Genomic DNA, 23,370 nt, shown 5'->3' with positions numbered 1-23,370 from the left:
AACCGGGCTAACGTGACCGGCAAAACTCCGGGGTGGAAGGCAGCGCTGAACGCGCTGTCGCTCTACTACGGCGACCGCATCACCCTCCACTAGAAATGATCACCGGCCCGCCCACAAAGATCCGGACAGTCCCGGGCACGAAGGTCGTGGTTGACTTTTCTTTCCTTTTGTTGGGCAGATGAGAGGCGTGTAGCACCGTGGACATCGAGGTGTATGCGGAGGTCTCAGAGCGGGTCAGGAGGATTGGCGACGACGAGGGGCTCGGCGTGCTGTAGGGGGTGTATCCGGCGGTGGTATTGCCCGCGACCCGATTCTGGATCGCCGGTGTGTTCGCGGTGGCGGGACTGGCATTGCTGGCCGAGGCCACTTTCCTCGCCGTTGTACTGCTGGTGATCGCGGCTATCTTCGCGGTGCGTATCCTGCCAGGCATCAGCACGAACAGAAGGAACGCGGGAAAGTGCGCGGTCACCTTCGAGCGCGGTCTGGTGTTCATCGGCGGTCAGGGGCGCGTCCGTATCCTTCCCTGGCGCACCGCCTCGGTCCTGCAGCGGATCGTGGAACACCGGCAGAACGGTGTCCTGGTGCGCACGACCTACCGATACCAGCTGACCGGTTCAGACGGGACAACGCTCACGCTGTTTGGCGGCCTGGTCAACCCCGAGAAGTGGGGCTGGGAGATCCAGGACGGCATCACCCGCGCCCAGTTGCCTGTTGCGTTGGAGACCGTGGCGGGGGCGCCTCGATGACCTTCGGCCCGATCGACGTCGACGGCCAGGCAGTGACGGCCGCAGGCAAGTCGGTGCCGTGGTCGGAGCGAACCGGCGGCCGACGGGTTCGGTCAGGAACATCCACTCGGGGCAGTCCGGCCGGTCGTTTCGGCATTGGAGGCATTGGAGCCCGCGTTCGGGGACCGGGCGGCGGCGGTCATTGCGCAGTTCCTCCCACAGGCCAGGCGGGCCGGGATGGCCAAGGTCGGGTTCGCTGAGGTCCAGCACGATGCCGAGTCCGACGTGGAAGACGCCGTTTGCCACTGGAGACTGCCTTCTACGACCGCGCTGCTGGATTCCAGGATGCGTCAAGTCAGGAGGTACCGGACATGCGATGCGCGTCTGCCGAGTTGGTGAGGCATCACTAGCTAGTGCCGCCTCAGGCAACATTCGCCCTGTTGACGACGGCTTGTAGCCGTTCGTCGGCGGCGTGTTTGTTCCGCCAGATGATGTAGCGGCGGATCATGCTGCCCTGTTCCTTGTGGCTGGCGTGGTCGGTGCCGTCGAGGGCGAAGTAGCGCAGGGCGGTGAACTGGGCTTCGATCCGGTTCAGGTAGGAGGAGTTGGTCGGGGTGTAGGCGATCTCGACGTTGTTGGCTTCGGCCCAGTCCGCGACTCGGCGGCAGCGTTTGGTGGTCAGGTGCGGGGAGTAGTTGTCGCAGACGATGGCGATGCGGACGTCGGCTGGGTAGAGGCTGCGCAGGTAGCGGCAGAACTCCAGGAACTTGCTGCGGTTCTTGGTCTTCTTGATGTGCCCGTAGAGCTTGTCGGTGCCCAGGTCGTAGGCGGCGAACAGGTGCCGGACCCCGTGGGGGCGTGTGTAGGTCGCTCGCCGCCGGGGCCGAGGCGCCCGGTCGGGGTCCTTGTGGCGGCCGCCGCGTTCGGTCCAGTGACGGCCGGGATGGGGCTGGAGGTTGAGCGGCCCGAACTCATCCATGCAGAACACCGCCTCGGTTCGTCATCGTCGGGAATGATTTCTCCGTCGGCGATCGCGTACAGGTGCTCAACACGGCTTTCTTGGCCGCGTAGTCCGGGTCACGGGAGGTCTTCCAGGTCTTTATGCGTTGAAACGAGACGCCCTCCTCGCGGAGCAGGACCCGAAGGCCCTCGTGGCTGATGTCGTCGACCACCCCCTCAGCGACCAGGAAATCGGCCAGCTTGGCCAGGCTCCAGGTCGAAACGGCAGGCCGTGCTCGGCGGGCTTGGACTTGACGATCTTCTTGATCTCCCGGCGCTCGGCAAAGGTGAACTTCTTCGGCCGCCCGCCCTTGTACTTCGGATACAGCGAATCGAATCCGTCGGCGTTGAAGTTATGGATGACATCCCGTACCCGGTCGGTGCTGGTGAACGTCACCTCAGCGATCTTGGCCACCGGCATGCCCTGCGCCGACAAGAGCACCAGCTGGGCCCGCCGCCAGGTCACTACCGATCCAGTGCCCCTGCGGATGATCCGCAGCAGCCGCCTGCCTTCGTCTTCATCGATCTCGCGGACCCGTACTCGTTCTGCCACTCCGACAGACTGCCGGTGACGTCCCGACCGGGACAGCACCCCGCTCGGCGCGTCACATCATGACAGGGCGAACGTTGCCTGATGCGGCAACTAGGACCGGGTGGGTGGGGCGCTGGTGTCGGCGGGTGCGCGGGATTTGCGGATGAGTGCCAGCCCACCGCCCGCGAGGGCCACGGCGGCGGCGATGATGATGGGGAGTTGCCAGCCTTCCTGGTAGAGCTTGGTCCAGAACTCGGCTGGCAAGTCGCTGTCGTAGCGTGCCTTGAGGCGGGTGGCGATGCGGTTTGCCGCGAGGTGGCCGAGGACCTGCGCCGACAGCGTGCTGCCCAGAAGGTAGGAGGCCTGCTGGATACCGCCGGAAAGAGCCGGCAGGCCTGCGGCGGGCCGGTTCAGGAGCTCTGTGGCGCCACCGATCGTGATGAACGTCAACGCCACCCCCGCCACGGCGGCCAGCACCGCCGCCATCGGCCGAGGGACGAAGTAGGCGATGTGGCCTGACCAGGGCCTGGCGACGAGAAGATCGGCGATTCCGGCCAGTACGGCACCGATAGCCAGCACTCCGCGTCCCCGCAAGCGGGCGACCAGCGGCGCGCCGGCGGCAGCAGCCGCGGCGACGGCGACGGCGACAGCGACGGCGCCGACGGCGACCGGCCAGCAGTACGTCGACAGGTTCTTTCCCGAAAAAGGCGAATAAGGAATGACACTGTAGGGGAAGACGGCGAGGAATCCGGCCACACCGAAGACGCCTAGAGTGGTGGCGGCAGCGGTCGTCAGGGCGGAGGCCGGCAGCAGGGGCGAAGCGGCCGCGTCGCCGCCTGTCGTTCTGGTGACGGCGACTGCCCCGAGGCCCAGCAGGGCAGCGGCGGTCAATGCGGTGACCGTCAACGGGTGAGTCCAGCCGTAGACGGTGCTGCCGTCAATCCCGAGCATCCCTGCGGTGAGCGTTCCTGACAGCAGGGCGATGGCCGGCAGGTCCAGCCGGCGGGCCGGTGGCGGCTGACGGCGGATCTCTCGCATTCCGATCAGGGCCAGGACAAGGACCAGGACGGCCAGCGGCGCCGGGGCGAGGAACAGCCACCGCCAGGTGTCGCCGTACGCCAAGCGCTGGAACGCGCCGAAGAGGTAGACGAATGCCGGCCCGGCCACGGTGGCGGCCGTCAGGGCGGCGCCCACCAGAGCCAGTGGCCAGGCCAGCTTGCGGCCGGGGAACATCTCGCGCAGCACGCCCAGGCCGCTGGCCAGTACGATGCCCGCCGCCGCGCCCCGGCCTGTCTGCCCGGCCAGGAACATGAGACCACCCTGAGCCATCCCGGCCAGCACCGTGCTGGGCACGAACAGCCCGAGACCGACGAGGAAACTGATCTTCCGCCCGACCCGGTCCGCCAGCCACCCCGCGGGCAGCACCACTGCCAGCAGCGCCAGGGTGTAGGCGTTGAACGACCAGAAGAGGAGCGTTGAGTCCTGGGCGAAAAGGTCGGTGCTGAGCGAGATCTGGCCCAGGTTCCGTTGGACTGCGGTGACGTTGAACGCGGTGGCGAAAGTACCGAGGGCGACCGCGACCGTCGCTAGCCACGGCACACCCAGCCCCCGCGCCCGTGCCGGTACCCGCGCCGGTGGAACGGCCCATGGCGGAGCACCTACCTGGCCGTAGGGACCTCCCCCGTGGGGATGGCCGGGCGGCGCGTTCATCCCGACGGCCGGTGTGACGAACGGGGCACCTCGCTGGAGGTCCGCCGCCGGTACGGTCGGCGGCGGCTGGAGGGGGAGGCTTCGCTCGACGGCCGTCGCACCGGCCGCCAGGATGGCCTCGGGACCCCCTGCCGCCTCCGCCGTGCCCAGGCCCAGCAGGGTGAGCAGGGCCTGCGGTGCGGTCGGCCGGCGGGCGGGGTCCTTGGCCAGGCAGGCGGTGACCAGCCCTGCCAGCGGAGGCTCGAGCGCGCTGACGTCCGCGTCGACGTGCAGGATCCGATGCATGACCGCCGGGACGGTGTCGGCGCCGAACGGAGTGCGGCCGGTGGCGGCGAACAGGATCGTCGCCCCCCAGGCGAACATGTCCGTCCACGGACCCGGCTCCAGCCCCTGTATCTGCTCGGGCGCCATGTACGCCGGAGTCCCCACCACCTGGCTGGTCATGGTGGAGATGCCCTCAAGCGCCCTGGCGATGCCGAAGTCGATGACCCGCGGGCCGTCCTTCGCCATCAGCACGTTCGGCGGCTTGAAGTCGCGGTGCATCACCCCCGCCTGATGAATGGCCGCCAGCGCGGTCACCGTGCCGATCGCCAGCCTCTGAAGGTCCGCGCCGCCGCGCGGCCCTTCGACCCCCACCAGCTCCTGCAGTGACAGGCCCTCCACGAACTCGCTCACGATGTAGGGCTGATCACCGTCCACGTCGGCATCCAGCACCTTGGCCGTGCAGAAGTCGGCGACCCTCTCCGCCAACGCCAGCTCCCGCACGAACCGCTCCCGCGCCCTGGCATCACCGGCCATCTTGGCTTGCAGCAGCTTCACCGCGACCAGCGCACCATCCGGCCCACGCCCCGCGTACACCACGCCCTGCCCGCCCTCACCCAGACGCCCGGTCAGCTCATACCGGCCCAGACGGAGGGGATCGCCTGACAGCAAAGGAGAAGACATAGTTGTCTATTTGACCATGTACACCCGACGCCGTGTGCGCGATCGTCTCGGAGCCTGGTGACAAAGGGGTTCTAGGGCCTGTCGGGAGTTCGGATCATGGGAGGGCTGGCAGGCTGCGTAGCCAGATGATGGATCCGCGTAGGCGGAGCCCTGCCAGGTAGCTGTCGGGTGTCTTGTCGTAGCGGGTGGCCGGTCCTCTCCATTCCTTGAACTTGTTGATGCAGCGTCGACGGTGTTGCGTTCCTTGTACAGCGCGGTGTCGTGGCTGAGTGGGCGGCCGCCAGAACGTCCCTTCTTCTTGCGGTTGGCGGCCTGGTCGGTTCTTCTGGGATCACCGCCTTGATATGAGGTCGGCGCAGGTCGGCGCGGTTGGCGCGGGAGGAATAGGCCTTATCGCCGGCGGCCGCGGCCGGCCGGGTGGGAGGACGCCCGGCCGGGCCTCGCACCTTGATCTTGTCCATCACGGGGATGAAGCGGGGACTGTCGGCGGCTTGGCCGGGGGTTGGCACCAGCGACAGCGGGCGGCAGCGCCGGTCGGCGGACAGGTGGATCTTGCTGGTCAGCCCGCCCCGGGACCGGCCAGCTGCGCGGCCTTCAAGCGGGCCTTGCGGCGTCGGCATACCCGGCGGCGCTGCTCACGGCCAGAGCCGTGGCCGGGGCCACCACCGGCAGCCGCGTCTACGGGGCCGTCCGCCCGTCCGGTTTGTCCCTTTGGCGGAGCCCCTTTTCCGCCACCACGGCCTTCTCCAGCTCCTGAAGCAGTTCGGGGGCCAGTCACACCGACCGCGTATGGGCAGGCGGCTTTGCCCGGTCCTTCCGCCCAGCGTTCGGTCGATGCTCGGCGACCGAGTCGAACTCGACGACGGGCTGAGCGCAAAGGCGTCCGCTCTCGTCGCGGGCTCCGGTAACATGGCTCCCTTCGGCACCCGCTGCAGCAAGTGGCCCAGTCGCGTGTTCCCGATGACGCACGACAGAGACTTGGGGTCCACGTCGCCTTCGAGCATGAACAGGTGGGTGCTCCGGGCGTACTGCGAACTCAGGCCGTCGATGCCGGCCTCGTGCGTGGCGATGCGGATGACCTTGGGCAGGTCGAGGAACGTCCCGACAGTGGTGTCGATCGCCTCGTCGGTGATGTTGATGTTGATGTTGGGGTTGGCGTGCATTCGGCGGTTCAGCGTGCTGAGGTCCTTCGGCTGGGGCAGCGGCAGCGGCCAGGGGACACGCTCAATCTGAATCTCGGTGCGGTCTTCGGTGACGACGGTCCTGATGTGGGGGGACATGCAGGACTTCCTCGCCTGCTCGATGCCGTCCGTTGCTCCTCACGGGACGGCTTCGCCGGCCGTGCAGGGGGACATGGCTCGACGCCCACGCGCAACCATCGGTGTACGCAAAGCCGGGCGAGCCCGGTCATCGAGGGAGGCCGCGGATGGGGGTAGCCGTCGTGCTATCAGAGCACTAGATGAGTGATTCCCAATTGATCATGCTGTGGTGGATGCGTCGCGGCACCCGAAGAGGGCGGGCGGCCTGGCGGACACGAGTATTTGACTTGCCAGCCGCCGGATACCCGGTAGTTGTTATGGGATGCAGAACAGAACCGACTTGCCGCGCGCGTTCGACCAGCGCAGCCTGCTCATGACGCTCCTCGACTACACCCGCGCCACCACCGCCTATAAATGCGAAGGGCTCTCCGATGCGGACGCCCGCGCGACACCGTTGCCGACTTCGCCGATGATGTCGATATCGGGCCTGGTCAGCCATCTGCGTTGGGTGGAGTGGTCCTGGATCGAGGAGCGTCTCCTCGGCGAGACGGCCGATCACCCCTGGATCGACCCTGATGACCCGGACCGGGAGTTCCACTACGAGCTCGACCGGCCGCTGGCCGACATACTGGCCGACTATCAGGCCCAGTCCGCTCGCTACAACGAGATCATCGCCGGCATGGATCTCGACACCAAGACCATCTGGAAGGCCCGCGAGACCGGCGAGCCGGTCACTCTGGGCTGGGTGATCATGCACCTCATCGAGGAGAACGCCCGACACAACGGGCATATCGACATCATCCGCGAGCTCGTCGATGGTCAGGTAGGCGACTGAACCCGACTAATCCGAACGATCGGGTCACGGCTAGTGGGAAGCAAGTGTGACCGACGGACAGGCCAGCGTATTCGGTTGGGTCGCATGGGCAATATGAGACCGGCCACATGGAGTTTCGGAGATCAGCGGGATTGATTCGAAGCGGCCATCTGCCCGTTCGACAAGATCGCGACGCTCGAGCATGGCGGCCATCTGCGAGCGCCCGGCGTTGTGCACGCACACGAACAGCACCGACGGCACGCCGGTGCTCATGCGCTCGCTCCGGTCGCGACGCCGGGGGTTTGCAGCAGGGCGGACAGCCGGGCCAGAGCTAGCCGCGACCACGAATTCGTCGTCCCAAGATCAATTCTGGCTGCTTTCGGCGTGTGATTATCTCCTGAACGCATGCCCGATGTCCGCTGGGCGGCCACCGGATCGGCCTGACTCGACGCTTGCCGCTCGAAGCGCCCAGCGCATCCTCATACCTGGTAATCCAGACCAGGCCGCCGGGGCGAGAGGTCTCTCGTGGGGCCCTGTCCACCCAGTCGCACAGGGGTTGCCCGCTGCTCACCGGCCATCCGTGTCGGACCACGTTCCCCTGGGGCAACACGAGCAACGTCGGCGGCCCGCCAACACGCCGAGGATGGTCCGGGTCTTCGGCGCCCGCTCGACGTCGACCCTGACCAGCTACACCTGGCTGGCCAGGCCCTGGGCGACCCGATCCAGCACCGCGTCCAGCCCGCGACACGGAGAGCACCATTTCGCCCACATGCCCAGCAGCGCCGGAATCGAGGCGGCACACCCGGGCGGGCCGTCTTCACCGGGCGACCTACCGCAGGATGCGGGGCGACCGGGCGGCGGCTACGGTGGAGTAATGCCGTATCGGCTGGTCTCGCCGATGCGAGTCGCTCGGCCATCGAGGTCTTCGCGCCGCCCCTGACCGGTTGCCCGAAAACACGCTTGCGGGCGTGTGGCCGCGCGTTCGCCGCACGCCGCTGAGACCGGCTCCTGACCGTGGGAGGAGCGACGGTGGACTACCGTGAGTTCATCCAGGTCACGCGGCGCAAGGGCGGCATCGACGGTGACCTGGCCGAACGCGCCGCGCGGGCGACCCTGACGACGCTGGCGAAGCGTCTGTCGCCCGGGCAGGCCCGCGACCTTCTCGAACAGCTCCCCGCAGAGATGGAGCCCTGGCTCCACACCCAACGCGCCGCCGAAGGCTTCGACATCGATGAGTTCCTGTGCCGCGTCGCCGAGCGTGAGGGTGCTGACGTCGAGACCGTCGAGCTGCACGCACACGCCGTCTTCTACGTGCTCGGGCGGGCGGTGAGCTGCGACGAGATCGCCGGCGTGGCCGACCAGCTGCGCCAGGGCTTCGCACCGCTGGTCGGCGAGGCCCGGTGCAGGTTCTTCGACGTCATGCCGGCCGAAGACTTCCTGGCCAAGGTCGCCGAACGCGTCGGCCTCGGCGTCGACGAGGCGCGCCGCGCTACCGAGGCGGTACTGGAGGCACTTGCCGAACGCATCGCCGGTGGCGAGGCGGACGACCTGATCCCGCGGCTTCCGCTCGCGCTGCACGGTCCGCTCAGACGCGGCCGGGCCACGAGCGGCGGGACGGCGCGACGGATGCCGCTGGACCGGTTCGTGGACCGCATCGCCGAGCTGGCGGGCGTGGACCCGTTCGAGGCGCGCGAGTACGCCCGCGCGGTCTTCGCCACGTTGTGCGAGGCGGTACAGGACGAGTACTTCTACGTCACCTTCCAGCTGCCGCCGAACTACCACGCGCTGCTGCCGGAGCCATGATGTCCACCCTTCCGGCGTACTGCACCGAGGAGGCTCACGGGCCGGCGACGCTGCGCGGCCGTGCGGCCGAATGGAGCGCCGCCCTCGATCTGCTGGCCGCGGTGCACGAGGGGCGCTCCAGAGTCCTGCTCGTCGAGGGCGAGCCCGGGATCGGCAAGAGCCTCCTGCTCCGCGAGGTGACGCGAACGGCCCGCACGCGCGGCTTTTCGTCGGTGACGGCCGGCGCCCCCGAGCTCGGCCGGATGCCACTCGTGGAGTCGCTGCTCTCGGCACTCGGCGAGGACGTGATCGCCAACGGCGAGGGACCGTCCGCCGAGCCGGACCGGCGTATGTGGCGGGTCGAGAGGATCCGCGCAGGCCTCGACAAACGAGCCGGAGCCGGTCCTGTGCTGGTGAGCCTCGACGACCTTCAGCTGGTGGCGCCGACGGCGCTCGTGACGCTGCGGGCCTGGACGTCACAGCTCGCCGGCCGGCCCGTCGCGTGGCTGCTGGCCCGCAGCACGGTGAGGGCGGGAAAGGCCGCCGGCAGCCTCTTCGACCTCCTCGAATACGACGGCGCGCGGCGGATCACCCTGCCGCCCCTCGAGGAGGACGCGCTGACCGGGATCGCCATCGACATGCTCGGTGCCGTGCCCGATCCGCGGCTGACGGCGCTCGCCGACCAGTCAGGCGGCAATCCATACCTGCTCACCGGGCTCATCGCCGGGCTGCGCGGCGAGAACGGGATCCAGATCTACGACGGCGGCGCACGTCTCGTCGCGGCCGGCCTGCCGCGGCGGTTTCAGGCGGCGGTACGGCACCTGCTCGACCAGCTGAGCCCGCGGACGCGCCATCTGCTGACCGTGACCGCGATTCTGGGCCGTTCGTTCTCGCCGGACGTCGCGGCCGCGGTGCTCGGCACGACCCCGGCCGCGATCGTCCCACGGCTCGACGAGGCGCTGTCCGCGGGTGTGCTCATCGTCGCGGGGGAGGAACTGGCCTTCCGGCATGGCCTGCTGTGGCAGGCGGTCACCGACGCCGTTCCGGTTCCCATCCGGAAGGCGCTGCACCGGCAGATCGGCGAGGTCCTGTTCGGCCGGGGCGGGCCCGCGACGGCGGCCGCGGCGCATCTGATGCAGGGCGTCCGCGCGGCCGATTCCCGTGGCCTCGACGAGCTGGACCGGCTGGTCGACGACGTCCTGCCGGTCTCACCGCGGACCGCGGCGGACATCGCGCTGCGGGTGGTGAGCCTCACCGATCCCGCCGAACCGGCCCGGCCGGACCGCATGCTCACCGCCGTCCGCACACTCATCGAAGCGGGCCGGCTGGACGAGGCCGCCGGTTTCACCGAATCGGCCCTCACCCGGCCGCTGACCGCCGCCACCCACGCGTGCCTGTGCTGCCTCCGGTCGGAGATCCTGCACATGCAGGGCCGGGCCGCCGAGGCCGCGGCGGACGCCGCGACCGTACTGGCCGAACCGGGCCTGCCGGACCGGCTCCGCGACGCCGCCGAACTCGCGCTACTCAACGCGCAGGTCGCCGCCCGTGACGGCACGCTCGCGCGCCGGCACGCGCAGGCGATCGTCGAGGCGTCCGGCGAGCACGGCGACGTCCTCGTCGCCGGGGCGTTCATCACGCTCGCGCTCGCCGCGTGGGACGCGGGCGACCTGGCCGAGGGCCTGCGGCTCGCCCGCGAGGCCGTCCGTCGGGCGGCGTCCACCGACGCCTGCTGCCTGCACCCCCGGATGATCCTGGCGATGCTCCTGACCGACGTCCGGCGGCTGGACGAGGCACGTTCGGTGATGGCGAGCGCGGGCGACGATACCAAGGTGCGCGGACGTCTCGTGTGGGCAGCGGCTCCCGCCGTGCTCCGCGCCCGCCTGCATCTGGCAGCGGGCCGCTTCGAGGAGGCGATCGCCGTGGCCGAGGCGGGCCTGGCGGCCACTGGCGGGCCGGGCCCGCACGTGCTGATGTCGTCCGCGCTGGGGGTGCTCGCCGTCGCCGCGCTGCGGTCCGGGGACCCGAACGTCGCACAGCGGTACCTCGACCGGGCACGGCCGGGGCTGTCGCAGTACGGTTCGCCACACGCGGAGGCCCGTTTCGCGCTCGTGACGAGCCAGATCGCGATGGCGCGCGATGGTGCCGGTGCCGTGGCGACCGCGCTCGCGGAGCTGTGCGAGCAGGTACCGGGGCACTCCTGGGCGTTGGTCAGCGACCCCACCGCGGCGGCCTGGCTGGTACGCACCGCGCTCGCCCTGGACGATCGCGCTCGAGCCGAGACCGTGGTCGGCGCCGCGGAACGGCTCGCCCGCGACAACCCCGGCTTTCCCACCGTCGCGGCGGCCGCCGAACACGCTCGCGGCCTGCTCGACGGGGACGCGTGCGCGCTGGACCGCGCGTCCGTGGACCACACCGACCCGTGGGCACGCGCGTCCGCGGCGGAGGACCTCGGCGCACTGGCCGCGAGCCGGGGCACCGGGTCACGGCAGTCGGCCATCGCCGGCCTGGACCAGGCGCTGGCCGGCTACGACGGCATCGGCGCGACCCGGGACGCCGCCCGGGTGCGCCGACGGCTTCGCCGGCTGGGCGTGCGGCGCCGCCACTGGACACAGGGCGACCGTCCTGTCTCGGGCTGGGGCAGCCTCACCGACACTGAGCGCCGGATCTCCGGGTTGGTCGCCCAGGGACTGACCAACCGGCAGGTGGCCGACCAGCTGTTCATCAGCGTGCACACGACCGCCTTCCACCTCCGTCACATCTTCCGCAAGCTCCAGATCGGCTCACGCTTCGAGCTGGCCCGGCGGGTCATGGAGGAGAACCGGCAACGGACGCAGCCCGACGCACGTCTCGGCGCAGCGACACCGGTCAGCGCACCTCCCCGGCCACGTCAGGGTCGTGGCGATCGAGCCGGCGGTCCACGGCCCGCATGACCTCCGTGCCGGCCGGGGCCCGCGCGGCGTACGGGCGGTGCCCGATGGCGACCGGCAGGACCAGAGAGGATGGACCCGTGTCGGCAGGAGTACGGCCGGGTATCGCGCAAAGTGACGCCCCGTCGGCGACCGTACGCCCTTGGCTGGTCGCGGTGATCGTTGATCGACGGGGGACAGTGGACACCGGTATGGCGCCACTCATGAGAGAGATGACATTGCCGATGAGGCGCTCCAGAGCCGGCCGACTGCACGGGATGGAGCCGGCCACGATGCTGCGACGGGATCCTTTCGCGGACGTGCAGGAGCTGGTCAACCGCATGACAGGGCTCATCCAGCCCGCGGTCGAGGCCGAGGCCGAACGGCCCTGGGTGCCGGTCGCGGAGATCGACGAGAACGATGAGGGCTATCTCGTCCGGCTGGAACTGCCCGGCATCGCGCCTGCGGACATCGATATCGGCATTCGTGACCGTGAGCTGTGTGTGAACGGCGAGGTCAGAGAGGAAGAGGAGGGCTCGAACGCACTGCGTCTACGGACCGGGCGGTTCCATTATCACGCCTCGCTGCCCTCCGATGTCGACCCGGACAACGTGGAGGCGTCCATGGACGAGGGAGTCCTGACGCTGCGCATTCCCAAGGCCAAGCGAGGCCAGGGTCACCGCATCGAGATCACGGATGGCCGGTCCGGACGCAAGCGGTCCGAGGGCAAACGGTCCGAAGGTAAGCGCTGACGACATCACAGCGCGCTGCGCAGCTGCCCGGGGCGACCCCGGACGGTGCCCGGCACGCCCGCCTTGGGCGACCCGAGCAGCTGGCCGCGGATCGAGGGGGAGCCATGGCAGTGAAGCTGAGTGAGCGGTCCTTCGAGTACGCGAAGAAACTGATCGACGAGGGGAGAGCCGCCGTCGACGAGATGGGCGAATGGAGCGAGCACCAGCCGTCCACACAGCAGGAGAACGAGTTCATCGAGAAGTTCGGATTCGACGACTACGGCAGGTGGTACCTCGGTATCGACGACGACTACTCCAAGGACGAGAAATCCAGGTACAAGTTCCCCTACGGGGACTTCGAGAGGGTTCACCGGTGCGGTGTGATCGCCGCGGAGGTGCGGGCGGCGCAGCGGAAGTACAACGACATCGAGGTCGCCGCGGCCCACCTGCACGGCATGCTCGACAAGCTGAAGTAACGCCCCGAGGTTTATCGCTGCGCGTTCCGGGCGACCGCCGCGAACTTGTCCAGCGCCCGTACGGTCTCGTCCGCGGGGAGCGTGGGTAGGTCGAACAGCACCCGGTCCACGCCCGCATCCGCCAGCCGGGCGACGATGTCACGATCGCCGGGCACGGCGTAGACGGTCACAGGGATCGATCCGCGTTCTGCGTCGGACGCGCGGCGCCGCAATTCGGCGATCTTGCGGATGATCTCCTCGACGCCCAACCCGTAGGTCGGCATCCAGCCGTCGCCGTACTCCAGCACGCGATCGAGCGTTTTCGGCCCGGAACCGCCGACGAGGATCGGGGGATTCGGGCGTTGTACGGGCTTGGGCCAGGAGAAGATCGGGTCGAAGTCCACGTAATCACCGTGGAACTCGGCCTGTTCCTTTGCCCATATCTCCTTCATCGCAAGGACCCGTTCGCGCAGCAGGCTCATACGGGTCTTCGGATCGGTGCCGTGATCGCGCATCTCCTCGCGGTTCCAGCCGGCGCCCACGCCGACGACGACCCGTCCGCTGGAGACGTGGTCGAGGCTCGCGATCTCCTTGGCCGCGATGATGGGGTCGCGTTCGATGAGGAGGAGGATCCCGGTGCCGAGCAGGAGCCGTTCGGTCGTCCCGGCCATCGCGGTGAGGGCCACGAACGGATCGAGCGTCCGGTAGTACTTCCGCGGAAGTTCGTCGCCCTCGGGCCACGGCGACTCCCGCTTCACCGGGATGTGCGTGTGCTCGGCGATGAACACCGACTCGAAGCCGCGCCGCTCGAGCTCGCCGCCCAGCCTCGCAGGGTGAATGCCCTCGTCCGTGATGAACGTCGCGATGCCGAATCTCATCCGTGCCCCCGGAATCTCCCCTGCTGACTCCTTCCAAGGCGGGCGTCCCGGCAAACTCGATCGGCTTCGGCGTGTCACTCGTTAGACGATCAAGGCGCAATTCGCAGCCCACCACGCGAGAGCGATGCCGGATGGAGCCCGCGCGAGATCTCGCGCAGGTCCTCCAGCACGTCCGTCAGGCCCTGAGCGGTCCGGGCCAGGCTGGTTCCTGAGTACGTCCTGCCCGGGGCCGAGGCACGCCTCCGCCGAGAAGCTCGCCGATCTCGCGGGACACCGTGCGGAAGATCTGCGGCTGCACTACACCATCAGGGGATGTCATGCGCGCCCGCCGGGGCGGAGTTCGTCCGGCGTCGATCCCCGCGCCCCCGGGCACGGCCCGGGAGGCCGCGCGCCCGCGCCGCGGCCGGCCACCGGGACCGCCATGTCTACCAAGGTTGAGGATGCGACCGGCCGCGCGATGGGCGACCGTCGAGATGTAGGCCTATTGGCGCAGGGCCTCGGGCGTCTGAGCCGGTCACGAACCGCCAAGTGGCCGACCAGCTCTTCATGAGCGCGCATACGGTCGCCTTCCACCTGCGGCACGTCTTTCGCAAGCTCGAGGTGACCTCGCGGGTGTGCAGTTGACCCCGCGTCATGAAGGCGAGCAAGTGATCAGAGCGGACCGCCGCTAGTGGCCGGTGATCCAGGACCCCTCCGGGACGGCCTAGCCGATTAGGGGATGTCGCCCGAAGTCCCGGTGCGGCGCGGCCTGGGTGGCTCCGGCCGACAGCGCGGGTCGGCCGCTGTGACCCTTGCGGTTCGGCCGCTGTGACCCTTCGGGAGGAGATCGAGATGAGCCAGGCCACGACGGTCGACCGCGGCAAGTGGGCGGAGTTCTTCGACACGCTGAGCGCGGATCACGCCGGTCACAGCGCCGCCATCGAACTGCTCGGCGCCGACTTCGGCGACCAGTTCGAGACCGAGCGGCTGCCGTTCGCGTACGCCTCCTACGATCTCCGCGACGATGTGGTCGTTATCGGAGTCGGGGGGAACTCGGCGCGATTCCCGGTTCTGCTCCGCCACATGATCGAGCATCCCACGGAGATCGACTTCACGGTCCCAGCCCCGGCCGAGGCCGACATCCGGATCGTCGGCGGGGACGGGACCGCGACCCTGCTGCGCCTGCGTCCGGAACCCGCCCTGCCTCCCTGAGTCAACCGGCGGACGCCGTGCGGCGGCCGTCCGGTGCCGCAGGCCCGGCGGACCGTGGAGATCTCGGGCTCCGGGCGGCCGCGTCGGCGGGCGAGCCCGCGTCCGGTCCACGGATGCGTCCGTGGTCCGGACTGACGTCGCTCACCCTCCGCCGTACCGTCCGAATCATCCGCTGAGACGCCCGTGGACCAGCCGGACGGCCATCGCGCCTTCGCCCACGGCCGACGCGACGCGCTTGATGGACCCACTCCTGACGTCGCCGACCGCGAAGACGCCCGGCAGGCTGGTCTCCAGGGGCAGCGCGTCGTCGCCGGTGCGGATGAAGCCTTTGGCGTCCAGCTCCACTTGGCCGGCCAGCCAGCCGACACAGGGGTCGGCGCCGATGAAGATGAACAGGTTCCGGGCCTCGTGGACGCGTCGTTCGCCGGTACGGTCGTCCTCGACGACGACCGCCTCCAGGGTCTCGTCGCCGACCAGCTCGCGCACCTCGGTGCGCAGGTGGACCTCGATGCCCGGGGAGCGCTCGATCTGGTCGATCAAGTAGCGGGACATGTTCTTGCCCAGGTCACCGCTCCGGACGAACAGCCTGACCCGGTCCGCGCGCTTGGCGAGATAAAGGGCGGCCTGGCCGGCCGAGTTGCCGCCGCCGACGACCGCGACGGGCACGTGGACGCACTGCAGCGCCTCGACCTCGGTGGCGGCGTAGTAGACGCCGCAGCCCTCGAACCGTTCGAGGCCAGGGACGTCGAGCCGCCGGTAGCGGGCACCGGTGGCGAGCACCACCGTGCGGGCGCCGATCCGGCCGCCGTCGCCGAGGGCGACGCCGTAGCCGCCGTTCTCGACCTCCAGCGCTGTGGCCTCCGCGGGGACGCCGAGCCGCGCGCCGAACTTCTCGGCCTGGATGACCGCGCGCTCGGCGAGTTCGGCGCCGGAGATTCCAGAGGGGAACCCCAGGTAGTTCTCGATGCAGGAGGACGTGCCGGCCTGGCCGCCGGTGGCGACCGCGTCGACGACGACCGTGCTCAGGCCCTCGGACGCGCCGTAGACGGCCGCGGCCAGTCCGGCGGGCCCGGCACCGACGATGACGAGGTCGGCGGCGTCGCCGTGGGCGGCCGGTGTAGGCAGGCCGATCGCGCGGGCCAGCTCGGCGTTGCTCGGGTTGCGCAGGATCCGGTCACCGTTGAGGATCACCAGCGGGGTCTCCTCGGGCCGGACGCGCAGCCGCCGCAGCGCCTGCTCGGCCTGCGTGTCCTGTTCCAGGTCGATCCACCGGTGCGGGAGCCGGTTGCGCGCCGCGAAGTCCCGCAGCCGGCGGATGTCGGGGGAGAACCGGGAGCCGATGATCCGCAGCCCGGCGCCGAGCTCGATCAGCAGCGAACGCCGAATGAAGTAGGCGCGCAGGACGAGGTCCCCGAGCGCGAGGTCCCGGGCGATCAGCCGGCGCAGGCGCTCCGCCGGGATCCGCAGGACCGCTCCCGGCTCGTCGACCACGGCTCCGACCAGCGCCGCCTGCCCGGTGAGCAGGCCGAGCTCGCCGAGGAAGCGGCCCGGGCCGTGTACCCGGATCACCTTGTCGGCGTCGACCATCGCGACCGAGCCCTCCAGAACCACGAAGAAGTCGTAGTCCGGCTCGCCCTGCCGGAACAGGACGTCGCCCTGTCGGGTCGGGAGGCGCTCGCCGTACGCGGACAGGCGCTGGATCTGCTCAGGGTCCAGCCGCGGCCACGCGCCGTGCAGGTCAGGTGTCTCTTGCAACGTTCTTTTCCACCCATGCGCGCAGCGCCGGAGCCGGCGCGGCGCCGGCCTGCCGGGCGATCACCGTGCCGTGCCGCATGAGGAGCAGGGTCGGCACGGCCTGGACGGCGAACCGCTCCTGGATCTTCGGCGCCCGGTCGACGTCGACCTTCACGAGCTTGATCCGGCCGGCCATCTCGCGGGCGAGCTGTTCGAGCGCCGGGCTGACCATGCGGCACGGGCCGCACCAGGTCGCCCACAGATCGACCACCACCGGCACGGAGGCGCGCTCGGCGACGTCGGCGAAGTCGTCGTCACCGGCATCGGCGATCCACGGAAGCGGCCGGTGGCAGTTCCCGCAGCGCGGCGTACCGTCGGCCACCGCCGGCACGCGGTTGCGCTTGCCGCAGTGCGGGCATTGGACGATCATCGATGCCCCCTCACGGGTTCTCGTAGGAGACCTCGAGCTCGCCGTCCTCCAGGTCCACGCGGATGACCGCGCCGTCGAGGATGTCCCCGGACAGCAGCGCACGGCCGATCCGGGTCTCCACCTCATGGGCGATGAACCGGCGCAGCGGCCGGGCGCCGTACACCGGGTCGAAGCCCTGCCGGGCGATGAAGGCGCACGACTCGGGCGTGACCTCCAACGTCATCCGGCGGTCGGCGAGGCGCGCCCGCAGGTCGTTGAACATCAGGTCGACGATCTGTTCGATCTCGCGCTGCGTCAGCGGTTTGAACAGCACGGTGTCGTCGACCCGGTTGAGGAACTCGGGCCGGAAGTGCGAGCGCAGCGCGTCCATGACGGCATCGCGCGCGTCCGGCTTGAGCTCGCCGTCGGAGGTGACGCCGACCAGCAGATAGTCCGAGCCGATGTTGGACGTCATGATCAGCACGGTGTTGCGGAAGTCCACGGTACGGCCCTGGGCGTCGGTCAGCCGGCCATCGTCGAGCACCTGCAGCAGAGTGTTGAACACGTCGGTGTGCGCCTTCTCGATCTCGTCGAGCAGTACGACGGAGTACGGCTTGCGCCGCACCGCCTCGGTGAGCTGGCCGCCCTCCTCGTACCCGATGTATCCGGGTGGGGCACCGACCAGGCGGCTGACGGTGTGCCGCTCCTGGTACTCGCTCATGTCCAGCCGGATCATGTTCTCCTCGGTGTCGAACAGCGCCGCGGCGAGCGTCTTGGCCAGTTCGGTCTTCCCCACGCCGGTGGGGCCGAGGAAGATGAACGAGCCGATCGGGCGGCGGGGGTCCTTGATCCCGGCCCGGGCCCGGATGATCGCGTCGGTGACGAGCCGCACCGCCTCGTCCTGGCCGACGACGCGCTCGTGCAGCACCTCGTCGAGCCGGAGCAGCTTCTCCCGCTCGCCCTCCTCGAGACGGCTCACCGGGATCCCGGTCCAGCGAGACACGATCTCGGCGATCTCCTCCTCGGCCACGACCTCGCGCAGCAGCCGCCGCCCGCCCTGCTTCTCGGACAGCCGCTCCTCCTCGGCCTCCAGCCTGCGCTGCAGCTCCGGCAGCAGGCCGTGGCGCAACTCGGCGGCCCGGTTCAGGTCGTAGTTCCGTTCGGCCTGGTCGGCCTCCCGGCGGACACGTTCGATCTCCTGGCGCAGGTCCTGCACCTTGCGCAGCGCCTGCCGCTCGGCCTCCCACTGGGCCCGCATCGCGTCGGCCTCGGCCCGCAGGTCGGCCAGCTCCTTGCGCAGGTCCTCCAGGCGCGCCCGGCTGGCCGGGTCGTCCTCCTTCGACAGCGCGGCCTCCTCGATCTCCAGGCGCATCACCCGCCGGGTGAGCTCGTCCAGCTCGGCCGGCATCGAGTCGATCTCCGTACGGAGCTTCGCGCACGCCTCGTCGACCAGGTCGATGGCCTTGTCCGGCAGGAACCGGTCGGAGATGTAGCGATGGCTGAGCGTCACCGCCGCGACGATCGCGGAATCCTGGATCTTCACGCCGTGGAAGACCTCCAGGCGCTCGCGCAGGCCACGGAGGATGGAGATGGCGTCCTCGACCGACGGCTCGTCGATCATCACCGGCTGGAACCGGCGTTCGAGCGCGGCGTCCTTCTCGATGTGCTTGCGGTACTCCTGCAGCGTGGTGGCGCCGATCATGTGCAGCTCGCCGCGGGCCAGCATCGGCTTGAGCATGTTGCCGGCGTCCATCGCGCCCTCGGCCGCGCCGGCACCGACGACGGTGTGCAGCTCGTCGACGAACAGCAGGATGCGGCCCTCGGCGGCCTTGACCTCGTTGAGTACCGCCTTGAGGCGTTCCTCGAATTCGCCGCGGTACTTCGCGCCCGCGACCAGCGAGCCCATGTCGAGAGCCCAGACGGTCTTGTCCCGCAGCCCTTCCGGCACGTCGCCCTGGTCGATGCGCTGGGCGAGGCCTTCCACGATCGCGGTCTTGCCGACACCCGGGTCGCCGACGAGCACCGGGTTGTTCTTGGTCTTGCGGGACAGGATCTGGATGACGCGGCGGATCTCGGTGTCCCGGCCGATGACCGGGTCGAGTTTCCCGGTCCGTGCCTCGGTGACCAGGTCCCGGCCGTACTTCTCCAGGGCCTCGTAGGCGGCCTCCGGCATCGACGAGGTCACCCGCTGGTTGCCGCGGACCTTCGTCAGCTCCTCGAGGAACCGGTTCCGCGTGACCCCCTGGATCAGCCCGTCCTCGATGAGGGCCAGCACGAGGTGCTCGACCGAGACGTACTCGTCCTTCAGCCGTTTCGCCTCGCGCTCGGCCGTGTCGAACAGCCGGGAGAGCCGCTGGGTCACGTACACCTGACCGGGCGCCGCGCCCGGGCCGGTGACCCGCGGGCGCCGCTCGAGCCGCGACTCGGTCTCCGCGCGCAGCAGGTCGGTGTTCACGCCGGCCCCCGCCAGCAGCCGGGGAGCCAGGCCCTCCGACTGGTCGAGCAGGGCGAGCAGGAGGTGCTCGGCGTCGACCTCGGTGTGTCCGAAGCGCAGGGCCTTGGTCTGCGCGTCGTGCAGGGCTTCCTGGGACTTCTCGGTCAGTCGGTTCAGGTCCATGATCGGTCTCCGGGACGTGGACGGACGCGTTTTTGTGCGGCCTCGAGAGCGGCGATGCGGTCGAGCAGGTCGCACACGAGGCCGAGCGCGGCGTAGTTCAACGAGAAGCCGGCGCGGAGTCGCTGCACGCGGGCGAGGACCGCGAACTGGTCGCGGGCGAGCCACAGCGCGCCGGAGGCGTCCCGCTCGGCGTCGAGGATGCCCAGGACGACCAGGCGGCGGACCAGTTCCGGATGGACCCGGGCGGCCCGCGCGAACGTCTCCAGGTCGAACCGGACGGGTGGTACGGGCCGTGCCGGCCGGACAAGCGCGTATCTCATCACCGCCTCCTCGGGTCGAAGGACGACGTGGCGGCAAGCTCCTGGAAGAGGCGTTTCTCCTCCGGACTCAGCCGGTGCGGCACCTGGACCTGGACCTCGGCGAACAGATCGCCGGGCCTGCCGCGCGGATTGGGCAGGCCGCGGCCCCGCAGCCGCAGCCGCCGCCCGCAGGACGTGCCCGCCGGCACTTTCACCTTCGCCTCGCCGGCCGGAGTGTCGACCGGGGCGGTGGTCCCGAGTGCGGCCTCCCACGGCGTCAGCGGAAGCCGTACGGTGACGTCGCGGCCGCCGACGCGATACCGCTCATGCGCCCGGAGCCGGACGACCAGGTACAGGTCGCCCCGCTGCCCGCCGTCCGAGCCGTGGCCGCCCTGACCGGCGAGCCGGATGCGCTGGCCGTCGGTGACCCCGGCGGGGATGTCGACGTCGATGGTCCGCGGGCCGTCGGGCCCGGAGATCGTGATCCTGTGGTGCCCGCCGTGGTACGCCTCTTCCACGGTGAGTTCCAGCTCGGCCTCCTGGTCGGCGCCCGGGATCGGCCCCCGGCCGAAACCGGCGCCGCCACGGTGCCCCCACCCGGATCGGCGGCCGAAGATGCCGCCGAGCAGGTCCTCGATGTCGACCTCCTCGGCGCCGGCCCCGCCGAACCCCCCGAAACCGGTGTCGCCGAATCCTCCGGCCCCGGCACCCGCACGCGTCCGCCCCCCGGCGCCGGCGCGGGCGCGGGCCCACGTCTGCGGGTCGACGTCTGGCGGCACGCGCCGGAAGTCCTCGCCGAAGGCGTCGTAGCGCTTGCGCTGCTCCCGGTCGGACAGCACGGCGTACGCCTCCGACGCCTCCTTGAAGCGCTCCTCCGCGTCCGGGTCCTTGTTGACGTCGGGGTGGTATTTGCGGGCCAGCTTGCGGTACGCGCGCTGGATCTCGTCCTGGCTCGCCGTCCGCGGCACCCCGAGGACCTCGTAGAAGTCACGAGCCGGGGCCATCGGTCTGTGTTCCCTTCGACACCACGACCTGCGCCGGGCGCAACTGGCCGTCCCCGGAGCCGTACCCGGGGCGGGTCACCTGGACGACCGTCCCCTCCGGCACCTCCGCGTCGGGAACGGTGGCCACCGCCTCGTGCCGGGTCGGGTCGAACGGTCGCCCCACGTCGTCCTGCCGCGGGAAGCCGAGCCGGGTGAGTAGCTCCAGCGCTTGGTCGCGTACGGCCCGCACTCCCTCGAGGAGGACCGCGCAGTCGGCACCGCCGTGCTCGATCGCCCGTTCGAGGTTGTCCACGACGGGGAGCCACTCCGCGACGGTGCGGGCCCGTTCGGCGAAGCGCTGCCGCTCGGCGTCGCGGGCCGCTCGCTTGCGGTGGTTGTCGAGGTCGGCGAGGGCACGCTTCCAGCGGTCCTCCAGTTCCGCGATCTTCGTCGCCGAACCGGTCTCGTCCTCTTTCGGCTCTTCCGGCCGCATGTCACTCATCGGTCGTGAACTCCGCGTCGATCACGTCCTCGTCGCCCCCGGCGCCGGGACCACCCTCGGGGCCAGGTCCGCCGGATCCGCCGGGTCCGGACGGGCCCGCCCCGGCGGTCGCCGCGGTCAGGCCGTAGAAGACCTGCTGCAGCTCGGCGGCCAGGTTCCGGAGCCGCTCGACCGGCGCTTCCTCCTTGATCGCCTGGCGGGCGTCGCCGACGAGCATCTCGGCGCGCGCCTTCTCGTGTGCCGGCACGCCCTCCCCGAGCTCCTGCAACCGCTTTTCGACCTGGTAGGCGATGGAGTCGAGCTGGTTGCGGGCGTCGATCATCTCGCGCAGGCGCTCGTCCTCGGAGCGGTGCTGCTCGGCGTCCTTGATCATCCGCTCGATCTCGGACTGGTCGAGGTTGCTGGTCTCGCTGATCGTGACCTTCTGCTCGGCGCCGGTGTCCTTGTCACGCGCGGAGACGTGGAGGATGCCGTTCGCGTCGATGTCGAAGGTCACCTCGATCTGCGGCACGCCGCGCGGGGCGGGGCGGATGTTCTCCAGCCGGAACCGCGCGAGGACCCGGTTGTCGGCGGCCCGTTCGCGTTCGCCCTGCAGGACGACGACGTCCACCGCGGTCTGGTTGTCCTCGGCGGTGCTGAAGACCTCCGTCCGGCGGGCCGGGATCGTCGTGTTCCGCTCGATGATCTTGGTCATGACGCCACCGAGCGTCTCCAGGCCGAGCGAGAGCGGGGTGACGTCGAGCAGGACGACGTCCTCGACCTCGCCCTTGATGACGCCGGCCTGCGCCGCCGCGCCCAGCGCGACGACCTCGTCCGGGTTGACCGTCATGTTCGGATCCTTGCCGGCGGTCAGCCGGCGCACGAGAGCCTGGACGGCCGGGATGCGCGTCGACCCGCCGACGAGGATCACCTCGTCGACGTCGTTCGCGGTGACCTTCGCGTCGGCCATCGCCGTCTCCACGGGATCGGTGCAGCGCTCGATCAGGTCCCCGGTGATCTGCTCGAACGTCGAGCGCATCAGCGTCGTGTTCAGGTGCTTGGGCCCTGTCGCGTCCGCGGTGATGAACGGCAGGTTGATCGTCGTCTGGGTCACCGAGGACAGCTCCACCTTTGCCTTCTCCGCCGCCTCGAACATGCGCTGCAGCGCCTGGGGGTCCTGGCGCAGGTCGATGCCGTTGTCGCGCTGGAATTCGTCGGCGATGTGGTCGACGATCCGGCGGTCGAAGTCGTCCCCGCCGAGATGCCCGTCACCGGCGGTCGCGAGGACTTCAACGACGCCCTCGCCGATGCTGAGCAGGCTCACGTCGAACGTGCCGCCACCGAGGTCGAAGATGAGCACCGTCTCGTTCGCGCCCTTGTCCAGGCCGTAGGCGAGCGCTGCCGCGGTGGGCTCGTTGATGATCCGCAGGACCTCCAGGCCGGCGATCTTCCCGGCGTCCCGCGTGGCCTGCCGTTGAGCGTCGTTGAAGTAGGCGGGGACCGTGATGACGGCTTCCGTCACCCGCTCCCCAAGGAACTTGCCGGCGTCGTCGGCGAGCTTGCGCAGCACCAGCGCGGAGATCTCCTCCGGCGCGTGCTGCTTGCCCCTGACGTTGAAACGGACCGCCCCCTCCGGGCCGGCCACCACATCGAACGAGACCGCGTTGATCTCGCTCTTCACCTCGTCGTACCGCCGGCCGATGAAGCGTTTGGCCGAGTAGATGGTGCCCTTGGGGTTCAGGATCGCCTGCCGGCGGGCGAGCTGCCCGACGAGGCGCTCGCCCTGCTCGGTGAAGGCCACCACGGACGGCGTCGTGCGCGATCCCTCGCTGTTGGGGATCACGGTCGGGTGACCGTCCTCGGTGGTAGCGATCACGGAGTTCGTGGTTCCGAGATCGATTCCGACTGCCTTGGCCATGC

21 protein-coding genes and 1 pseudogene are annotated in these 23,370 nt (G+C 69.9%); 8 read left to right on the top strand and 14 right to left on the bottom strand.

What is annotated here, in order from left to right:
* The first annotated feature begins 278 nt into the window (after window positions 1-278).
* On the top strand, window positions 279-746 hold the full coding sequence (locus AB0I04_RS49680) for a DUF6585 family protein (RefSeq protein ID WP_360902024.1): 468 nt from the start codon (window positions 279-281) through the stop codon (window positions 744-746).
* A gap of 400 nt (window positions 747-1,146) precedes the next feature.
* Here AB0I04_RS49680 and AB0I04_RS49675 read toward each other — a convergent pair whose 3' ends face one another.
* The 5 genes and pseudogenes from AB0I04_RS49675 to AB0I04_RS49655 all read right to left on the bottom strand — a co-directional run bounded on the left by AB0I04_RS49675 (window position 1,147) and on the right by AB0I04_RS49655 (window position 6,191).
* On the bottom strand, window positions 1,147-1,704 hold the full coding sequence (locus tag AB0I04_RS49675) for a transposase (RefSeq protein WP_360902021.1): 558 nt from the start codon (window positions 1,702-1,704) through the stop codon (window positions 1,147-1,149).
* Between the two features lie 120 nt (window positions 1,705-1,824).
* Complete coding sequence (locus AB0I04_RS49670; RefSeq protein WP_360902018.1) at window positions 1,825-2,277, bottom strand: helix-turn-helix domain-containing protein; 453 nt, start codon at window positions 2,275-2,277, stop codon at window positions 1,825-1,827.
* A 90-nt stretch (window positions 2,278-2,367) separates the two neighbouring features.
* Window positions 2,368-4,911, bottom strand: a complete 2,544-nt coding sequence (locus AB0I04_RS49665) for a bifunctional serine/threonine protein kinase/MFS transporter (RefSeq protein WP_360902015.1) — start codon at window positions 4,909-4,911, stop codon at window positions 2,368-2,370.
* Between the two features lie 94 nt (window positions 4,912-5,005).
* Window positions 5,006-5,554 (bottom strand): annotated as a pseudogene (locus AB0I04_RS49660) (IS5 family transposase); the annotation flags it as partial.
* On the bottom strand, window positions 5,547-6,191 hold the full coding sequence (locus tag AB0I04_RS49655; RefSeq protein ID WP_360902027.1) for a hypothetical protein: 645 nt from the start codon (window positions 6,189-6,191) through the stop codon (window positions 5,547-5,549). The pseudogene AB0I04_RS49660 and the gene AB0I04_RS49655, both read right to left, overlap by 8 nt.
* A gap of 352 nt (window positions 6,192-6,543) precedes the next feature.
* Between AB0I04_RS49655 and AB0I04_RS49650 the strand changes: the two genes are divergently transcribed.
* A complete protein-coding gene (locus AB0I04_RS49650) occupies window positions 6,544-7,005 on the top strand; it encodes a DinB family protein (protein ID WP_360902012.1) in 462 nt (153 codons plus the stop codon).
* A gap of 30 nt (window positions 7,006-7,035) precedes the next feature.
* Here the strand turns inward: AB0I04_RS49650 and AB0I04_RS49645 are convergent, their stop codons facing one another.
* Window positions 7,036-7,257 (bottom strand): hypothetical protein, encoded by a 222-nt coding sequence (locus AB0I04_RS49645; RefSeq protein ID WP_360902009.1) that lies wholly within the window; start codon window positions 7,255-7,257, stop codon window positions 7,036-7,038.
* A gap of 756 nt (window positions 7,258-8,013) precedes the next feature.
* On the opposite strand from AB0I04_RS49645, the gene AB0I04_RS49640 reads away from it, so the two are divergent.
* From AB0I04_RS49640 to AB0I04_RS49625, 4 genes are all read left to right on the top strand, one after another.
* Window positions 8,014-8,787 carry a DUF2267 domain-containing protein gene (locus AB0I04_RS49640; protein ID WP_360902006.1) on the top strand — a complete coding sequence of 258 codons (774 nt, stop codon included), beginning with the start codon at window positions 8,014-8,016 and terminating at the stop codon, window positions 8,785-8,787.
* Window positions 8,787-11,696 (top strand): AAA family ATPase, encoded by a 2,910-nt coding sequence (locus AB0I04_RS49635; RefSeq protein WP_360902003.1) that lies wholly within the window; start codon window positions 8,787-8,789, stop codon window positions 11,694-11,696. Before AB0I04_RS49640 ends, AB0I04_RS49635 begins: the two co-directional genes overlap by 1 nt.
* Window positions 11,697-11,965: 269 nt before the next feature.
* Window positions 11,966-12,424, top strand: coding sequence for an Hsp20/alpha crystallin family protein (locus tag AB0I04_RS49630; protein WP_360902000.1), 459 nt, complete (start codon window positions 11,966-11,968; stop codon window positions 12,422-12,424).
* Window positions 12,425-12,528: 104 nt separating this feature from the next.
* Window positions 12,529-12,879, top strand: coding sequence for a hypothetical protein (locus tag AB0I04_RS49625; RefSeq protein WP_360901997.1), 351 nt, complete (start codon window positions 12,529-12,531; stop codon window positions 12,877-12,879).
* A gap of 11 nt (window positions 12,880-12,890) precedes the next feature.
* Here the strand turns inward: AB0I04_RS49625 and AB0I04_RS49620 are convergent, their stop codons facing one another.
* Window positions 12,891-13,736 (bottom strand): TIGR03619 family F420-dependent LLM class oxidoreductase, encoded by an 846-nt coding sequence (locus tag AB0I04_RS49620; RefSeq protein ID WP_360901994.1) that lies wholly within the window; start codon window positions 13,734-13,736, stop codon window positions 12,891-12,893.
* Window positions 13,737-14,264: 528 nt separating this feature from the next.
* On the opposite strand from AB0I04_RS49620, the gene AB0I04_RS49615 reads away from it, so the two are divergent.
* A complete protein-coding gene (locus AB0I04_RS49615; RefSeq protein WP_360901991.1) occupies window positions 14,265-14,360 on the top strand; it encodes a LuxR C-terminal-related transcriptional regulator in 96 nt (31 codons plus the stop codon).
* 207 nt (window positions 14,361-14,567) lie between these two features.
* Window positions 14,568-14,927, top strand: a complete 360-nt coding sequence (locus AB0I04_RS49610) for a DUF5335 family protein (protein ID WP_360901988.1) — start codon at window positions 14,568-14,570, stop codon at window positions 14,925-14,927.
* 165 nt (window positions 14,928-15,092) lie between these two features.
* On the opposite strand, the gene AB0I04_RS49605 is transcribed toward AB0I04_RS49610, so the two are convergent.
* The 7 genes from AB0I04_RS49605 to dnaK are packed head-to-tail and all read right to left on the bottom strand — an operon-like array spanning window position 15,093 to window position 23,368.
* The gene (locus AB0I04_RS49605; protein WP_360901985.1) at window positions 15,093-16,682 is read right to left on the bottom strand and encodes an FAD-dependent oxidoreductase; all 1,590 of its coding nucleotides are present in this window, start codon (window positions 16,680-16,682) and stop codon (window positions 15,093-15,095) included.
* Complete coding sequence (gene trxA / locus AB0I04_RS49600; protein ID WP_360901982.1) at window positions 16,666-17,091, bottom strand: thioredoxin; 426 nt, start codon at window positions 17,089-17,091, stop codon at window positions 16,666-16,668. Before trxA ends, AB0I04_RS49605 begins: the two co-directional genes overlap by 17 nt.
* A gap of 10 nt (window positions 17,092-17,101) precedes the next feature.
* Complete coding sequence (gene clpB, locus AB0I04_RS49595; RefSeq protein ID WP_360901978.1) at window positions 17,102-19,687, bottom strand: ATP-dependent chaperone ClpB; 2,586 nt, start codon at window positions 19,685-19,687, stop codon at window positions 17,102-17,104.
* A complete protein-coding gene (locus tag AB0I04_RS49590; RefSeq protein WP_360901975.1) occupies window positions 19,678-20,007 on the bottom strand; it encodes a chaperone modulator CbpM in 330 nt (109 codons plus the stop codon). The genes clpB and AB0I04_RS49590 overlap by 10 nt, the downstream gene beginning before the upstream one ends.
* A complete protein-coding gene (locus AB0I04_RS49585; protein ID WP_360901972.1) occupies window positions 20,007-20,990 on the bottom strand; it encodes a DnaJ C-terminal domain-containing protein in 984 nt (327 codons plus the stop codon). The genes AB0I04_RS49590 and AB0I04_RS49585 overlap by 1 nt, the downstream gene beginning before the upstream one ends.
* Window positions 20,974-21,471, bottom strand: coding sequence for a nucleotide exchange factor GrpE (locus AB0I04_RS49580; RefSeq protein WP_252844478.1), 498 nt, complete (start codon window positions 21,469-21,471; stop codon window positions 20,974-20,976). Before AB0I04_RS49580 ends, AB0I04_RS49585 begins: the two co-directional genes overlap by 17 nt.
* Window positions 21,464-23,368, bottom strand: coding sequence for a molecular chaperone DnaK (dnaK, locus tag AB0I04_RS49575; RefSeq protein ID WP_360901968.1), 1,905 nt, complete (start codon window positions 23,366-23,368; stop codon window positions 21,464-21,466). The genes AB0I04_RS49580 and dnaK overlap by 8 nt, the downstream gene beginning before the upstream one ends.
* Window positions 23,369-23,370 lie beyond the last annotated feature (2 nt).

Source organism: Actinoallomurus sp. NPDC050550 (assembly GCF_040655075.1).
GTDB lineage: Bacteria > Actinomycetota > Actinomycetes > Streptosporangiales > Streptosporangiaceae > Actinoallomurus.
This window is presented reverse-complemented; position numbering and strand designations above follow the sequence as displayed.